This window comes from Acidiphilium sp. PA, assembly GCF_026191915.1.
Lineage (GTDB): Bacteria > Pseudomonadota > Alphaproteobacteria > Acetobacterales > Acetobacteraceae > Acidiphilium.
Genome location: NZ_JAIMBY010000003.1, coordinates 212,115 through 228,078 on the forward strand (window position 1 = coordinate 212,115; position 15,964 = coordinate 228,078).

General features: G+C 67.0%; 14 protein-coding genes. 12 read left to right on the plus strand and 2 right to left on the minus strand.

Annotated elements, in window-relative coordinates; genetic code table 11:
- Positions 1–73: 73 nt before the first annotated feature.
- From AruPA_RS07170 to AruPA_RS07225, 12 genes are all read left to right on the plus strand, one after another.
- On the plus strand, positions 74–1,033 hold the full coding sequence (locus AruPA_RS07170; protein ID WP_265635968.1) for a B12-binding domain-containing protein: 960 nt from the start codon (positions 74–76) through the stop codon (positions 1,031–1,033).
- 130 nt (positions 1,034–1,163) lie between these two features.
- Positions 1,164–2,609, plus strand: a complete 1,446-nt coding sequence (gene ppsR / locus AruPA_RS07175; RefSeq protein WP_265635969.1) for a transcriptional regulator PpsR — start codon at positions 1,164–1,166, stop codon at positions 2,607–2,609.
- Between the two features lie 18 nt (positions 2,610–2,627).
- Positions 2,628–3,554: a chlorophyll synthase ChlG gene (chlG, locus tag AruPA_RS07180; protein ID WP_265635970.1), complete on the plus strand. Its 927-nt coding sequence runs from the start codon at positions 2,628–2,630 to the stop codon at positions 3,552–3,554.
- 1 nt (position 3,555) lies between these two features.
- Positions 3,556–4,743, plus strand: a complete 1,188-nt coding sequence (locus tag AruPA_RS07185; RefSeq protein WP_265635971.1) for a geranylgeranyl diphosphate reductase — start codon at positions 3,556–3,558, stop codon at positions 4,741–4,743.
- A gap of 53 nt (positions 4,744–4,796) precedes the next feature.
- Positions 4,797–5,303, plus strand: coding sequence for a TspO/MBR family protein (locus AruPA_RS07190; RefSeq protein WP_265635972.1), 507 nt, complete (start codon positions 4,797–4,799; stop codon positions 5,301–5,303).
- Positions 5,303–6,340: a magnesium chelatase ATPase subunit I gene (gene bchI, locus AruPA_RS07195; RefSeq protein WP_265635973.1), complete on the plus strand. Its 1,038-nt coding sequence runs from the start codon at positions 5,303–5,305 to the stop codon at positions 6,338–6,340. Before AruPA_RS07190 ends, bchI begins: the two co-directional genes overlap by 1 nt.
- Positions 6,337–8,130 (plus strand): magnesium chelatase subunit D, encoded by a 1,794-nt coding sequence (locus AruPA_RS07200; protein WP_265635974.1) that lies wholly within the window; start codon positions 6,337–6,339, stop codon positions 8,128–8,130. The genes bchI and AruPA_RS07200 overlap by 4 nt, the downstream gene beginning before the upstream one ends.
- A 13-nt stretch (positions 8,131–8,143) precedes the next feature.
- A complete protein-coding gene (gene bchO / locus AruPA_RS07205) occupies positions 8,144–9,097 on the plus strand; it encodes an alpha/beta fold hydrolase BchO (RefSeq protein WP_322784387.1) in 954 nt (317 codons plus the stop codon).
- Positions 9,094–10,644, plus strand: a complete 1,551-nt coding sequence (gene crtI / locus AruPA_RS07210; protein WP_265635975.1) for a phytoene desaturase family protein — start codon at positions 9,094–9,096, stop codon at positions 10,642–10,644. Before bchO ends, crtI begins: the two co-directional genes overlap by 4 nt.
- Positions 10,637–11,680, plus strand: coding sequence for a phytoene/squalene synthase family protein (locus AruPA_RS07215; protein ID WP_265635976.1), 1,044 nt, complete (start codon positions 10,637–10,639; stop codon positions 11,678–11,680). Before crtI ends, AruPA_RS07215 begins: the two co-directional genes overlap by 8 nt.
- A 23-nt stretch (positions 11,681–11,703) precedes the next feature.
- On the plus strand, positions 11,704–12,141 hold the full coding sequence (locus AruPA_RS07220; protein ID WP_265635977.1) for a hypothetical protein: 438 nt from the start codon (positions 11,704–11,706) through the stop codon (positions 12,139–12,141).
- Between the two features lie 5 nt (positions 12,142–12,146).
- Positions 12,147–12,299: a hypothetical protein gene (locus AruPA_RS07225; protein ID WP_156038111.1), complete on the plus strand. Its 153-nt coding sequence runs from the start codon at positions 12,147–12,149 to the stop codon at positions 12,297–12,299.
- A gap of 82 nt (positions 12,300–12,381) precedes the next feature.
- Here the strand turns inward: AruPA_RS07225 and AruPA_RS07230 are convergent, their stop codons facing one another.
- Together AruPA_RS07230 and ppsR (AruPA_RS07235) are read right to left on the minus strand one after the other, a co-directional pair.
- Positions 12,382–14,595, minus strand: a complete 2,214-nt coding sequence (locus AruPA_RS07230; RefSeq protein ID WP_265635978.1) for a GAF domain-containing protein — start codon at positions 14,593–14,595, stop codon at positions 12,382–12,384.
- A gap of 50 nt (positions 14,596–14,645) precedes the next feature.
- Complete coding sequence (gene ppsR, locus AruPA_RS07235) at positions 14,646–15,959, minus strand: transcriptional regulator PpsR (protein ID WP_265635979.1); 1,314 nt, start codon at positions 15,957–15,959, stop codon at positions 14,646–14,648.
- Between the last annotated feature and the right edge of the window lie 5 nt (positions 15,960–15,964).

Genomic DNA, 15,964 nt, shown 5'->3' on the forward strand with positions numbered 1-15,964 from the left:
ATTTACGTCAATCAAACTTGACACTCGACATGGTTCGGGTGCATGTTCGATCGCGAGTTGAGGAGGGCTATCGATGAGAGACGCCACACAGCACCAAGGATCGCGGGGTCAGCCCGGCCGTTCTGAACGTGATCGTGTTGCCGTTGGCCCGACCGGCCCCACGATCGGTCCTTCACCGCGCAGAAGCCCGGGCGGGGCGGTTCCGGCCAAGCCTTATGTCTATGAGGCGATCGCGGACGAACTGCACCGCCAGACGGTGATCCGGCCATGGTCCAGCCTGCTTGAACGCACGATTGCAACCGAGGTGTTGCCGCGCATGCTGGCCAGCCGTGTGCGGCCGGACGATGCCGCCGCCGTGGTCTGCTCAACCCGGGTCGAGGTGGAGCGATTCGTCGACCTGATCCTGGCCGAGAATTTGATCGAGGCGCATGCGACGCTCGCCCGGTTCGTGGCTGCGGGCGCCACGCGTGACAATATCCTGCAGGGATTGTTATCCCCCGCCGCGCGGCGTCTCGGTGATTTGTGGGATGAGGATCGGGCCGATTTCGCCGCGGTGACCCTCGCGATGATCCGGCTCAATCAGATCCTGCGCGATACCGCCGATCCGGTCAGCGAGGCGCCGATGCTCAGAGGCCGCGAGCGGCACTTTCTGATCGCGGCGGCGCCGGGGGAGCAGCATAGTTTCGGTATCGCGGTGCTGTCTGATCTGTTCCGCCGGGCGGGCTGGATCGTGCAGACCGAAGCGTTGCTGAGCCGGGCGTCGCTGATGTCGATCGTGCGGCGTAACTGGTTCGATGTGGTGGGGCTTTCGGTGAGCGGCGAGGGTGGCTTGAAGGGTCTTCCCGCGGTGATCCGCGCGCTGCGGCGCACGGCGCTCAATCCGGCGCTTGGCGTGATGGTCGGTGGCCGGGCTTTCGCTGACCATCCCGAGCGCGCGCAGTTCGTCGGCGCGGATGCGACGGCGCGGGATGGCCAGGCGGCATTGTTCGAGGCGGACTCGATGATTGAGCGTGCCCTCGCGGCAATTCGATAGCGAACGGCCCGGATGGTTCGGCACATGATGGGCCAGGATGTGTCGAGCTCGGAACGAGGCGAAACAAGTTGACGGAGAGGTGACAAGGTTACATCTGCAGATACTTATATATTCGAAAGTGTGGTCGTGTATGAAAGCCTTTAAATCGCCCGCTAAATGGCTTGCCGATGTCGATGCCGATGCTGCGGGCATGTTGATTGCCGCCGCTGCGGATATCGCCTTGATCGTGGACCGTAAGGGCATCGTTCGCGATGTTGCGTTTCAGAGTACCAGCTTCGCCAATGAATTCGACCAGAGTGAAACCTGGATCGGGCGACCCTGGGCGGACACCGTAACGGTCGAGAGCCGGATCAAGGTGACCGAGATGCTGCAGGACATGGCGGGCAAGGCGGACGAGCGACCCAACCCGCTGGGGCGGCACGTGAATTACCCGGCGCGTGAGGGCAAGGATGTGCCGATCCTGTTTTCGACCATTCCGGTCGGCCACAGCGGCCGGGCGATTGCGTTCGGGCGGGACCTGCGGGCACTGGCCGCGTTGCAGCAGCGCCTGGTCGATGTGCAGCAATCGCTGGAGCGGGATTACTCGCGGCTGCGCCATGTCGAGACGCGCTACCGGATTTTGTTCCAAATGTCGGCCGAGCCGGTATTGGTGCTCGATGGTCAGTCGCAAAAGATCGTGGAGGCCAATCCGGCGGCGCAAAGGTTGTTCGGCGATCGCGACAAACTGGCCGGATTGGCGTTTGCCGGGCTGGTCGAGCCCGAGAGCCGGGGCGCGCTGGAGCAGCTGCTCGGCAGCATCCGCGCCGCCGGGCGGATGGATGACGTGCGGATCCGGCTCGCCGATCATGACGGCGAGATGAGGATTTCGGCGTTTCTGCTGCGCCAGGGCGAGGGGCAGAATTATCTGCTGCGCCTGTCGCCGGTCAGCCCGGTCGATCCGCATAATCTGTTGTCGGACAGCAAGGCCAAACTGCTCAAATTGATCGAGAGCGCGCCGGATGGGTTCGTCGTGACCGGAAACGACGGGCGGCTGCTTGCGGCCAACGCCGCGTTTCTGGATATGACCCAGCTGGGCTCGGAGGAGCAGGCCCATGGCCAGACGCTCGATCGCTGGCTGGGGCGGCCGGGGGTCGATCTGAATGTGCTGAGTGCCAACCTGCGCCAACATGGTTCGGTGCGGCTCTACCCGACGTTTCTGCGCGATGAGTTCGGCACCCAGACCGAGGTCGAGATTTCGGCGGTGACGGTGATGAACGGCGGCAAGCCGTGCTTTGGCTTTGCGATCCGCAATATCGGCCGGCGGACCGCGCCCGAGTTCATTCCGCCGGCGGCCACCACGCGTGCGGTGCCGCGCTCGCTCGAACAGATCAGTGAGCTGATCGGGCGTGTTTCGCTCAAGGAGATCGTGCGCGAGGCGACCGAGGTGATCGAGCGCCTGTCGATCGAGGCAGCGCTGAAGATCACCGGCGATAACCGGGCATCGGCGGCTGAGATGCTCGGGCTGTCGCGCCAGAGTCTTTACGTGAAACTCCGGCGTTACGGCATGATGGATGCCGAGGCGCTGGGCGTCGCATAACCCAGAACCGGAGACCGGATGACGCCAGCCGAAAAGTCCAGCATTACTTTCGATCGGCCTGCGACTTCGGTGCGTCTGCCCGATTTGAAGGTCTGTCTCGAACTGCTCAAGCCGGTCACCTGGTTTGCGGCGATCTGGGCTTTCATGTGCGGGGTGGTGTCCTCGGGCGCGCCGCTTGCGGCACGCTGGCCGGAGCTGGTGCTCGGCATGGTGCTGGCCGGTCCGATGGTGTGCGGCACATCGCAGGCGGTGAACGACTGGTTCGATCGGCATGTTGATGCGATCAATGAACCCGATCGGCCGATCCCGTCGGGCCGGATGCCGGGGCGCTGGGGGTTGTATATCGCGATCATCTGGTCGGGCGCTTCGCTGCTGGTAGCACTGCCGCTCGGGCCGTGGGGGGTCGGCGCCACGGTGTTCGCGCTGGCGGCCGCCTGGGGCTACAGCGCGCCGCCGTTCCGCTTCAAGATGAACGGCTGGTGGGGCAATGCCGCCGTAGCGCTCTGCTACGAGGGCGTGCCGTGGTTCACCGGGGCGGCGGTGATGCGCAACGCGCTGCCCGCACCGCATACTCTGATCATCGCGGCTCTCTACAGTGCCGGTGCGCACGGCATCATGACGCTGAATGATTTCAAATCGATCGAGGGCGATCTGAAAATCGGCGTCCGCTCGCTGCCGGCGCAACTCGGTGTGCTGCGCGCCTCGATCGTGGCGTGCATCATCATGGCGGTGCCGCAGGTGTGCGTCATCGAATTCATGATCGGCTGGCATCATCCGCTGGCGGCCGCGCTGATCGGGGTCTCGCTGCTGGTTCAATTGTTTCTGATGCGCCGCTTGCTCGAAAAGCCGCGCGAACGCGCGCCCTGGTACAATGCCACGGGCACGACGCTTTATGTTGTGGGCATGCTGGTCAGCGCGTTCGCGCTCGCCGCGACGGGGGTTTGAGATGACGCAGATGACCGAATACGACGTGGTGGTGGTTGGCGGGGGCCCGGCGGGTTCGACCGCGGCGGAGACGCTGGCGCGCGCCGGGCGCACCGTGCTGCTGCTGGATCGCGACGGGCGGATCAAGCCCTGCGGCGGCGCGGTGCCGCCGCGGCTGATCCGCGATTACGCGATCCCCGAGCATCTGATCGTGGCGAAGGCGCGCGGCGCCAATATCGTGTCGCCGAAGGCCAAGAAGGTCGCGATGCCGATCGATGACGGTGGGTATGTCGGCATGGTCGATCGTGATATGTTCGATGCGTTCCTGCGCGACCGGGCGGCGGCGGCGGGGGCCGAGCGGCGCACGGGGCGATTCGAACGGATCGAGCGCGATGCGACGGGCCGCACCATCATTCACTACAGGACCAGGGATGGCGTGGGTGCGGTGGTGGCGCGCGCGGTGATCGGCGCCGATGGCGCGGTTTCAGCGGTGGCACGGCAGACGATTCCCGGGGCGGACAAGCACAAGCGGGTGTTCGCCTATCATGAGGTGATCAAGGCACCGCCGGCCGGCACGCCGGGGTGGAATCCGCAGCAATGCGAGATTTATTACGACGCCAAGGTATCGCCCGATTTCTATGCCTGGATTTTCCCGCATGGCGAGACCGCGAGCATCGGGACCGGTAGTGCGGTCAAGGGGTTTTCGCTGCGCGGGGCCGTGGGTGATCTGCGCAGCACGGCGGGTTTGACCGGTGCCGAGACGATCCGCTCGGAAGGCGCGCCGCTGCCGCTCAAACCCCTGCCGCGCTGGGATGACGGGATCAACGTGCTGCTCGCGGGCGACGCCGCCGGGGTGGTGGCGCCGGCCTCGGGCGAGGGGATCTATTACGCCATGCTCGGGGGGCAACTGGCGGGCGAGGCCGTGGACGAATTCTGCCGGACCGGTGATGCCAAGGCGCTGAGGACCGCGCGCAAGCGCTTCATGAAGACGCACGGCATGGTGTTTTTCGTGCTCGGCTTCATGCAGGATTTCTGGTATTCCAGCGACCGGCGGCGCGAATTGTTCGTGGCTATCTGCGGGGACTCCGATGTTCAGGCGATGACCTGGCAGGCCTATATGAACAAGGCGCTGGTGCGAGCGAAGCCGATCGTGCACGCGCGCATCTTTGCCAAGAACATGGTACGGCTGACCCGGCTGATGCAGGCATGACGACGCTGGCGGTCGGGCAGTTTCGTGACACGCGGACAGGAGATCGCAATCAGATGAGTTGGTTGGGCGGCCATTGGGGACCGGTTCTGGTCGCGGCGGTGACCGCGACGGTGGTGGCCGGCGCTGGCGGGGCCGTGACAACGATCGGGCCCTGGTATCGCGGTTTGCGCAAACCCTCGTGGCAGCCGCCGACCTGGCTGTTCGGCCCGGTCTGGACGTTGATTTTCGCCCTGATTGCCGGGGCCGGGGTGATCGGGTGGGAAGCTGCACCGAGTGTGACGAGCGCGACGGTGCTGCTGGTGCTGTTCGGCATCAATGCGGTGTTCAATCTCGCGTGGAGTGTGCTGTTTTTTAAGATGCGCCGGCCGGATTTGGCCTTGATCGATATCGCGCCGCTCTGGCTGACGATTCTGGCGCTGGTCGTCACCACCGCGCAATTTGCCGGCACCGCGGCGCTGCTGTTGGTGCCGTATCTGCTTTGGGTGACGTTTGCCGGTTACCTGAACCTCGTGATCGTGCGGCTGAATGCGCCGTTCACGGCCACCGCGCAGGCCGAGTGATGGCGCTGTATCCGTTCACCGCGATCGTCGGCCAGACCGAGATGATCCGCGCGATGTTGATTGCGACGGTGGAGCCCACGCTGGGCGGGGTGTTGGCGTTCGGCGACCGTGGCACCGGCAAATCGACCGCGGTGCGCGCGCTGGCGGCGCTGCTGCCGACCATGCGCGCAGTGGTTGGCTGCCGGTATCATTGTGATCCCGCTTCGCGCAGCGCGCTGTGCCCCGAGTGCCGCGCCCGCCGGGCGGCGGGGCGGCTGGCATCGGAGCGGGTGAGAATTCCCGTGGTCGATCTGCCGCTCGGCGCGACCGAGGACCGGGTGGTCGGCGCGCTCGATCTGGAACGGGCGCTGGCCGATGGGGTGAAAGCGTTCGAGCCCGGCCTGCTGGCCCGCGCGCATCGGGGCTTTTTATATATCGATGAGATCAACCTGCTCGAGGATCATCTGGTCGATCTGCTGCTCGATGTCGCGGCGTCGGGCGAGAATGTGGTCGAGCGCGAGGGGCTCAGCCTGCGCCACCCGGCACGATTCGTGCTGATCGGCAGCGGCAATCCCGAGGAGGGCGAGTTGCGGCCGCAGTTGCTCGACCGGTTCGGCCTGTGCGTCGAGGTGAAGACGCCCACCGATCTGGACCAGCGGATCGAAGTGGTCCGGCGGCGCGATGCGTTCGAACACGACCGGGCGGCGTTCATGCGGCGGTTTGCCGCCGATGAGGCGGCGTTGCGGCGGCAATTGGTGGGGGCGATGAAACTCCTGCCGCTGGTCAACGTGCCGGAGGCAATTTTACGGCTGGCGGCGAGGCTTTGTATCGAACTTGGCACCGATGGTCTGCGCGGCGAACTGACACTGCTGCGCGCGGCCCGCGCCGAAGCGGCGCTGGAGGGTGATACTGTGGTGACCGAGAGCCATTTGCGCGCGGTCGCGCCGGCGGCGCTGCGGCATCGGTTGCGGCGCGATCCGCTCGATGAATCGCTGGCGGGCGCGCGGGTCGAGCGTGCCATGGCCGCGCTGTTCAGCCAGGCGGCGATTGCCGCATGAGCCCGCTGCCGGCGCCGCGCAAACCGACCCGCGACGCTGGCCTCGCTGCCTGCCTGTTCGCGATCGATCCGGTCGGGCTGGGCGGCATGGTGATCCGCAGCCGGATCGGGCCGGCACGGGACGGTTTTTTGAGCCGGTTGCGCGGCCTGCTGCCCGGCGCCACGCCGGTGCGGCGCCTGCCAACGCATATTACCGATGATCGGCTGCTCGGCGGGCTCGATCTGGCGGGGACCCTGTCTGCCGGGTCCAGAATCGTGGCGAGCGGCCTGTTGGCCGAGGTCGATGGCGGCGTCGTGGTGATCCCGATGGCGGAACGGCTGGATCGTTCATTGGCCGGCAAGCTGGCGGCGGTGCTCGACCGCGGCGTGGTAAGTGTGGCGCGCGATGGCGTGATGAGCGAGCGGGATGCACGGTTCGGTGTCGTCGCGCTGGATGAGGGGATCGGCGATGACGAGGCAGCCCCCGGCACGCTGTGCGACCGGCTGGCTTTCGTGCTCGACGAGGCGATGCTCGATGACGATTTCGTCTGGCCGGGCGCGCGCGCGATCGCCCGGGCGCGGCGGCGGTTGGCTGGGATCGTGCTGCGTGATGAGACCACGATTGCGCTGTGCCGCACGGCGGCGGCGCTAGGGATCGATTCGCCGCGCGCACCGATTTTGGCGTTGCGTGCCGCCCGCGCGGCCGCGGCATTGGCCGGACGGCGCAGCATCGACGATGCGGACGCCATTCTGGCGGCGCGGCTGATTCTGGCGCCGCGCGCGACGACGCTGCCGGCACCGGAACCACCCCCCGAGCCGCCACCCGAATCACAGGACGAGCCGGACGCCGCGCCGCCGCCCGAGGCGCGCGAGACGCAGGGGGATGACCAGTTGCAGGAGGAGCCGCCGGGCGATGCTTCGGAGGAACTTGCCGAGCGTGTGCTCGATGCGGCCCGCAGCGCCTTGCCGCTCGATCTGCTGGCGGCGCTGGCGATGTCGGGTGGGCCGCGCCGTGCCGCGCGTGCCGCTGGGGGCAAGACGCCGATCGCGCAGGGGGGTGTCCGGGGCCGCCCGGCGGGCGTGCGGCCCGGGCGGCCTGGCCATGGCGCGCGGCTGGCCTTGATCGACACGTTGCGCGCCGCGGCGCCCATGCAGCCGTTGCGACGGCGCGAGCGGGCCGTGCAACACCCGGGTCCGATGCCGCGGGTGCTGGTCCGCGCCGAGGACTTCCGGATCAAGCGGTTCATCGCGCCGGTGCGCACCGTGGCGATTTTCGCGGTCGATGCGTCGGGTTCGTCCGCGCTCAACCGGCTCGCCGAGGCGAAGGGGGCGATTCAGATTCTGCTGGCGGATTGCTATGTGCGGCGTGACCAGGTTGCGCTGATCGCGTTTCGGAATCGCAGCGCGGAATTGCTGCTGCCGCCGACCGGGGCGCTGGCGCGGGCGCGGCGCAGCCTGGCTGCCCTGCCAGGCGGCGGGGCGACGCCGTTGGCCTTGGGTATCGATGCCGCGTGCGCCCTGGGGATTGCCGAACGCCGGCGCGGCGCCAGCCCGTTGATCGTGTTGTTGACCGATGGCGGGGCCAATATCGGGCGGGACGGCAAACCGGGGCGCGAGGCCGCCGGGCGCGATGCCCGCGCCGCCGCCCAGGCCTGCGCCGCCGCGGGACTCGCGGGCATGGTGATCGATACCGCGCCGCGCCGCAGCGGGTTCGCGGCCGAGCTCGCGCGCCTGATGGACGGGCGCTATCTGCCGCTGCCCTACGCCGATGCCGCCGCACTCAGCAACGCCGTCCGCGCCCAGGCGGCCTAGGGGAATGACCAGAATGGCCATTGAGATGTCCGAGCCGGCAATGACGATCGAAGAGACCTCGCTGTGGCAGGCGTTGCTGGGCGACGGCGCCCCGAACTGGCAGCGCGACGGCACCAACTGGCCGAACCGGGCGGCCAGCCGTTTCATCGAGGCGGGCGGGCTGCGGTTTCATGTGCAGATCATGGGCAAGGGGCCGGTGGCGCTGCTGTTGCACGGCACCGGCGCGGCGACGCATTCCTGGCGCGACCTGGCACCGGCGCTGGCGGCGAATTTCACCGTGGTGGCACCTGACCTGCCCGGCCACGGGTTCACCGAAACGCCCGTCTGGCCGCGCATGTCGCTGCCGGGCATGGCGGGCGCGGTGGCCTCGCTGCTCGGGGTGCTTGATATCGCACCGGCAATCATCATCGGCCATTCGGCGGGCGCGGCGATCGGGATCGATCTGTGCGGCGGCGGAACGGTCGCCCCGTCCGGGCTGGTCAGCCTGAACGGCGCGTTGCTGCCGTATCGCGGCAATGTGACCAGGGTATTTTCGCCGATCGCCAAAATGTTCGCGATGAACCCGCTGGTGCCGCGGCTGTTCGCCTGGCGCGCGAAGAACCCGACGATCGTGCGCCGCCTGCTGGCCAGCACGGGATCGACCATCGATGCCGCCGGGGAGGCGCATTACGCGACGCTGGTGCGCCGCAGCGGCCATGCCGCCGCGGCGCTGACCATGATGGCGAACTGGGATCTCGACCCGATCGAGGCCAGTCTGCCGGACCTGGCGTCGAGGCTGCTGCTGGTGACCGGGGCCAACGATCGCTCGATTCCGCCGCGCGAGGCGGAACGGATCGCGCGCATCGTGCCGGGCGCGCGGCTGGTTTCGATGCCCGGGCTCGGTCATCTGGCGCATGAGGAGGCACCGGCCGAAACCGCGGCGATCATTGCGGATTTCGCCCGCGAGATCGGGGTGATCGGGACATGAACGCGATGCCCGGGCGCGGCGCACTGGATGATCCGCAGCGGCCGCATGCGATCGTGATCGGGGCGGGGATCGGCGGTCTGGCGGCCGCCATCCGGCTCGGCGCGCGGGGCTGGCGTGTGAGTGTGGTGGAACGGTGCGAGCAGGCGGGCGGGCGCGCCGCGGTGTTCCGCCAGGACGGGTTCACCTTCGATGCCGGGCCGACCATCATTACGGCACCGTTCCTGCTGGAGGAGTTGTGGACGCTGGCGGGACGGCGGTTTGCCGATGACGTGACGCTGGTGCCGATCGACCCGTTCTACCGGATCCGGTTCGATACCGGATCGTACATCGATTGTTCGGCCGATCCGGCGTTCATGCGCGCCGAGATCCAGCGGCTCGCGCCGGGCGACCTGGCGGGGTATGAGCGGTTCATCGCGCTGACCGAGCGGATTTATAAAATCGGTTTCGAGCAACTCGGGCATGTGCCGTTCGGCCGTTGGACGGACATGGCGCGGATTCTGCCGGACCTGGTGCGGCTCTCCGGGCATCGCAGCGTGTATGCCCTGGCGGCGCGCCATGTGCGCGATGAACGCATCCGCGCGGCGCTGAGTTTTCATCCGCTGCTGGTCGGCGGCAATCCGTTCAAGGTGAGCGCGATCTATGCAATGATCCTGCATTTGGAGCGCGCGCACGGCGTGCATTTCGCCATGGGCGGCACCGGGCGGATCGTCGAGGGCATGGCACGACTGATTGCGGGGCAGGGCGGCAGCATCCGGCTGAATACCAATATCGACCGGATCACGATTGCCGATGGCGCGGCGACCGGGGTGGCGCTCGATGACGGCACGCGGATTTCAGCGGATATCGTGGTCTCCAACGCGTGCACCGCGCATACCTATCGTCATCTGCTGCGCGATGCGCCGCGCCGGCGCTGGACCGACCGCAAGCTGAAAGCGACCCGGTATTCGATGGGCCTGTTCGTCTGGTATTTCGGCACCGACATCAAATTTCCCGAAGTGCCGCATCACGCGATCATCATGGGGCCACGCTACCGCGGTCTGCTCGATGATATTTTCGAACACAAGACACTTGCGACCGACATGAGCATTTATCTGCACCGACCGACCGCGACCGACCCTTCGTTGGCACCGCCGGGGTGCGATGGGTTTTATGCTTTGGCGCCGGTGCCGCATCTTGGCGGTGATATCGATTGGGCAACGCAGGCCGAGTCGTATCGCCAGGCGCTGGAACGGCGGCTGGCAGAGACCATGCTGCCGGGGCTGGCGGGGCATGTGGTGACCTCGCGCATCATGACGCCGGCGGATTTCGAGAGCCGATACGCCTCGACCCTGGGGGCCGGGTTCGGCATGGAGCCGGTGCTGACGCAGAGCGCATGGTTTCGGCCGCATAATGCAAGCGAGGAATTGCGGAACTTGTTTCTGGTCGGCGCCGGGACGCATCCGGGTGCCGGGGTGCCGGGGGTGCTGTCGACCGCGCGGGTGCTCGATGGTCTCGTGCCGACCATCATGTCGTCGGCGGCGCGGCGGGAGGTTGGACAGCATGTCTGAGCGGATCGTCGATCCGGATATGGCCGCCTGTGCCGCGATGCTGCGCGGCGGTTCGCTGAGTTTTCATGCCGCCTCGCGCCTGTTGCCGGCGCGCATCCGCCATCCGGCAACCGCGCTCTACGCGTTCTGCCGCGTCGCGGATGACGCGGTGGATGACGGTGCGGACAAGGGGGCGGCGGTGGCGCGGCTCGCGCAGCGGCTCGACCGGGCCTATCACGGCCGGCCCGAGAACAATGCGGTCGATCGCGCGTTTGCCCGGATGATCGAAACCCATGCGATTCCGCGCACGCTGCCGGATGCCCTGATCGAGGGCCTCGCCTGGGATGCCGCCGGCCGGCGGCACGAGACGATTGCCGATGCGCGGGCCTATGCCGCGCGGGTGGCCGGTTCGGTCGGCGCCATGATGACGCTGATCATGGGCAGGCGCGATGCGGAGAGCCTGGGTGCGGCCTGCGACCTGGGGATTGCGATGCAGTTCACCAACATCGCGCGCGATGTGGGCGAGGATGCCCGCGCGGGGCGGCTGTATCTGCCGCTCGACTGGCTGGCGGCACGGGGCATCGATGCCGAGGCGTTTCTGGCCGCACCGCGATTTTCGCCGGATCTGGGGCAGGTGATTGCGCAATTGCTCGATGAGGCTGAGCGTTTCTACGATCGGGCGCGACCGGGCATTGCGCGCCTGCCGCTCGATTGCCGGCCGGGGATCCAGGCGGCGCGCATGATCTATCGCGCGATCGGGCGGGGGCTGGCGCGCGCGGGTCATGACTCGATCACGCGGCGGGCACGGGTCTCGGCCCCGCGCAAGCTGGGTCTTGCCGCCCTGGCCGTCGCGCGCACCATGCTGCCCGCGTTGCGACTGCCGGCCCTGACCTGTGCCGAGACGCAATTTCTGATCGAGGCCGCGGCGTTGCCGGTGCGCGAGTCGATCGGGCCGGGAACGCGGGTGATCATGCTGATCGAGCGGCTGGAGCGGATTGATCGTGTCGCGCAGGGCGTGCGTGTTGAACTGTCTGGCGATTTCGCCTGTCCACCCTAAATCCGTGCGAGGAGGATCGACCTATGTTGGATACCGCCATCGGACTTTCGCTCTATCTGACCGCTGCGGCCTTCGTGCTGCACGGGATTCGCGCCCGCCGGCTGAAGCGGCTGGAGGCGTATGAGCCGATCAACCCGATGATTTTCGCCGCCGGCGAGATCATGCGGCCGATCTTGCAGATCGCCGCGGCCTATGCGGCGGTGAAGACCAGTTTCATGTACTACGCGCTTGGCGGCCCGCGCATTTTTCCGCTGGTCGATTTCGGCGGGTTGATCGCCGTGATCGCGGCCTATGGCATCTGGATTCAGCTCAAGATGCAGCCGGTCGCCGAACCCAGTCAGGGCAGCAGCGAACCGGCACCCCCGCCCGCGCCGCGCCTGCCTGCGCTGCCGCCTGAGCTGATACCCCGGCCGGCGGCCAAGCAGCACGAACCGGCTCGGACGCTTGAACCGATCGACTGAGCCGTATGCTGAAGCTGTTCGGCCATTACGCGACGTTTCTGGAATTCGGTGGCCTGGAACTCGTTGTCCTGGCCGGGGCGGTCTGGTCGCTGGTTTCGGTGCGGCGGAGCCTGAAGCGGGACCGCGCGGCGGAGGCTGCGAAAGATCAGCGGGAGTAGACCCGTGAGAGCGCGCTGTTTTCGGGGCGGGTCGATCGGCTTGGTTTGTCTGCCGCGCCCGGCTCGATCGAGGCGGTTGGGATCATGCCTCGTCGCCCGGCGGATCATGGATGAACAGGTTCTGCAGCACGGCGGTCGTGCGGCGGACGGAATCGCGAACGCTTTCGAGCATTTCGGGCATACGTGACGGGTCGAGCCGGTCGGTGATTTCAAGGGCGGCGAGTTGGGCGTTTTCGAAGACCGATTTCAGCAGAGTCTGCACGACCATGTCCTCTTTTGAGGCGATCAGGCCGCTGAGCGTGCGGTTCTGTTCGATGATGCCATCCTGAAAACGTCGCCGTGCCACGCTTGCGGCCTTTTGTTCGGACATGTCGCTCATGATCAGCGCGAAACCGAGCACGCGGTCTGCGGTGGCCAAAATCGGGTCCGCGCGGATCAGCAGGGGCAGCGCTTCGCCGCTGTCGCGCCGGATCGCAATTTCACCGCGCCAGCTGAGCCGGTGTGTCCGCAGCGCCTGCAACCGGTCGGCCACGGAGTCGGCATCGACGAACAGGGGCGGCAGGTCGCTGAGGGATTGCAGCGGATGGTTGGCGCCGGCGACCAGGGCGGTGAAGGCGCGGTTGATCAACAGGATATCACCGTTGACGTCGGCCACGATCACCGGCTGGGTCGAGACGGCGACCTCGCGGCGGACGCGTTCGAGCTGATCCTGTGCGATCAGCATGCGCACCGAGCGTGATTGCAGCACCACGTCGCTGACCATGGCGCCGATCAGCCGGGCTGCGGCGATATCGGCCTCGGTCCATGGTTCGCTTTGCAGCCGCATCACCTGATGCCATTGCGCGAAGGAGCGGCGCGGCGACAGGTCGGCCGGTGTGTCCCCGATCGTGACGGGCTTGGTCGGGTCGCCGCCCCAGGTGACGGTGCGCACCTGTTCGGGCCGCACCCAGATCAGATAGGTGCCGGGTTCGCTGGACAGCGATACCGCGAGCACCCCGCTCGCCGCCGCCTTAATCGCCTCGAATTGCTGGGCCTCACCGGCGAGCGACGCGGTTATGATCATGGCCTGATCAAGCTTGGTCGGTTCCGCGCCAGACTGTGGCGCCCGGCTGTCGAGCCAGGCGCCGATGGCGCGGATGTCCTGCGTGCCCGGCACATCGCCGGTTACCGTGACCTCGTTGTCGAACAGCAGGGCGGCACCGGTGGCGCGCACCGGGTGCAGCAGCGATGGCGGATTGTCGAACAGCGCGCTTTTCCAGTTGCCCTCGCGCGACAACGCTTCGGCCATGCGCTGTTCCAGCCGCCGGGCCGCTAGCTCGGCCTGCGCCAGCACGAAACTCTCGAACGCGGCAATGCGGGTTGCGACGGCTTCGGCCAGGAACTCACAGGCGGCGCGAATGTCCGGAGCGACGAAGAACGGCGCGTAATGGTGGCAGGCGATCAGACCCCAGAGCTGCCCGCCCACCATGAGGGACACCACCAGCGTTGCACGTACCCCCATGTTCTGCAGATATTGCACATGGATCGGCGATGAGCTGCGCAAGGCGCACAGCGACATATCGAGCGGTGCGCCGCTGATCGGCGAGAGCGCCGGATGCAGCCTGACCGGCTTGAACGCGACATCCACCAGCATGCGTACCCTGTGGCGCTCGTAAAGCCGGCGGGCGATCTGCGGAATGTCGCTTGCGGGATAGCGGTTCGCGAGATACGGCTCGAGCCCCGGTTCGCGCTGTTCGGCGAACACATGGCCGTGACCTTCATCGTCGAATTTGTAGACCATGACCCGATCATAGCCGGTCAGCGCCTTGAAGATCCGCGCCGTCTCGTCGCACAGGCTCGCCAGCGAGACCGAGCCGAGAATGGTCTGCAACGCCGCTTCGATCGGCCCGACGACATCGATGACCGGCCCCGCCGGTTCGAGTTCGATCAACACGCCACCGCCCGCGGGCCGGTGGATCATGGCATTGATGGCGCGCGGGGGCGTCCCGATGGTACAGCGCAGCCTGAGTGGTTGGGTGCGCAACGGGGCGCGCAGTTGCGGGCGGATGCGGCTGGCCAGAGTCCCGGGCAGCTCGTCGAGCGCCATGCCGATCGGGGTGGGATGTTCGCCCGCAGGAACAAGGCCGAGGAATTCGGATGCGTTTTCGCTCGCCAGCACGATCTTCAGGGCCGGTTCGCTGCATAGCAAAAGCGCACCATGCGGCTGGATCGATCCGGCAAGATGGATCTGCTCGCGTTCGCAGTTCGAAAGATCGGCCTCGCCGAAAGCCGGTGCGGGCACGAATTTTTGGATCATGGCGTGCCTCCCCGTGCTGCTGCCGCGCGTTACATTGCGGTCGGTTGGCGCTATTCCAAGTCGTAGCGGTTCATTTTCAGATAGAGGCTCTGGCGGCTGAGACCGATCAACGCCGCCGCCGCCTTACGGTTGCCCGCGGTCTGCGTGAGGGCGGTGCGGATGAAATGTTGCTCGACGGCCGCCACGGTCTGGTCCACGGCGTGGTGGATGGTGGTCGATCCAACCGATAGCGACAGCGCGGCCAGCGCCGCCTGTAACGGATTGACGCCACCCGACCGGGGCGGTGTTGCGTGACGCGCGGTGTCGCGGATCAGCAACCCGATCAGGCCATCGTCGGTTCCCGCCGAGATCTCGACTTCGACGACCGCCCCGTATTCGCCGTGGACCACCGATGGCATGCTCATCAGCTTGCCGTGGCTGCGGATCAGCTCGAGCGCCATGGCCAGATCATTACCGGTCCGGTCGAGCCAGCGATCGAGCCGCGCCCCGAGCACGGCCGCTTCGCTCGCCGCCTCGATCAGGTCGATGAAGGCGGCATTGGCCTGGCGTACCGTCCCATCGCGATCGATAATTACGAACGCCTCGGGCAGGCGCGCGATCAGGGCCGGGCAGGCATTGCGGTCCGGCAACGCGATGCCACGCGGAGCGGCCGCGAGCGGGGTAAGATGCAGCAGATACGACGGCGCCACTCCGCCATCGGCCAACGATGCGCGCACGATCCAGGATTCCCGCGGGCTGCCGAGTTGCACGACCACGCCGGGCGCCTGCCCATCGGTACGGGCGCGTTGGATCATAGCGTGAAAGGTGGGCTGCGACGATTTCGCGATCTGATCGATGAAGCTCCAATCATGGCCGACCCCGAGCAGGCGGCCCGCCGCCGGGTTGACCTCGGTGATGCGCAGCGTTGCCGCGTCGAGCAGCAGCAAGGGATCGTTCGCGCCATTGAACATCAGATTATAGCGGCGCTCGACATCGCGCAGCCGCCAGTGGTCGCGCTCCATCGCCTGCTGCGCCGCCATCAGGCGGCTTTGCAGATCGGCAACCACATGAAACCGCCGGCCGATCGCGAGCAACCCGGCGTCGCCGCCGAGCCTGACCGTAGTGTATTCCAACGGCAGTTCCGCCCCGCTCGGAAACAGCTGATTGACCGGCGCAAAGGCGGAAACGCCAGTGTGCCAGGCGTCCTTGACCATGCGTTCGATCGTCGCGAAACCCGATGCGGTCACCGTTTCGCTCCACGGTCGGCCATGCCAGGGCTGCAATCCGCCGGTTTCGATGCGGTCCGACAATGTGGTGTCGCGAATGACGCCGTTTCGATCCAGCTGCAACGTAAGATCAGGCTGGGTCAGGTTGACAGTGGTCATAACCG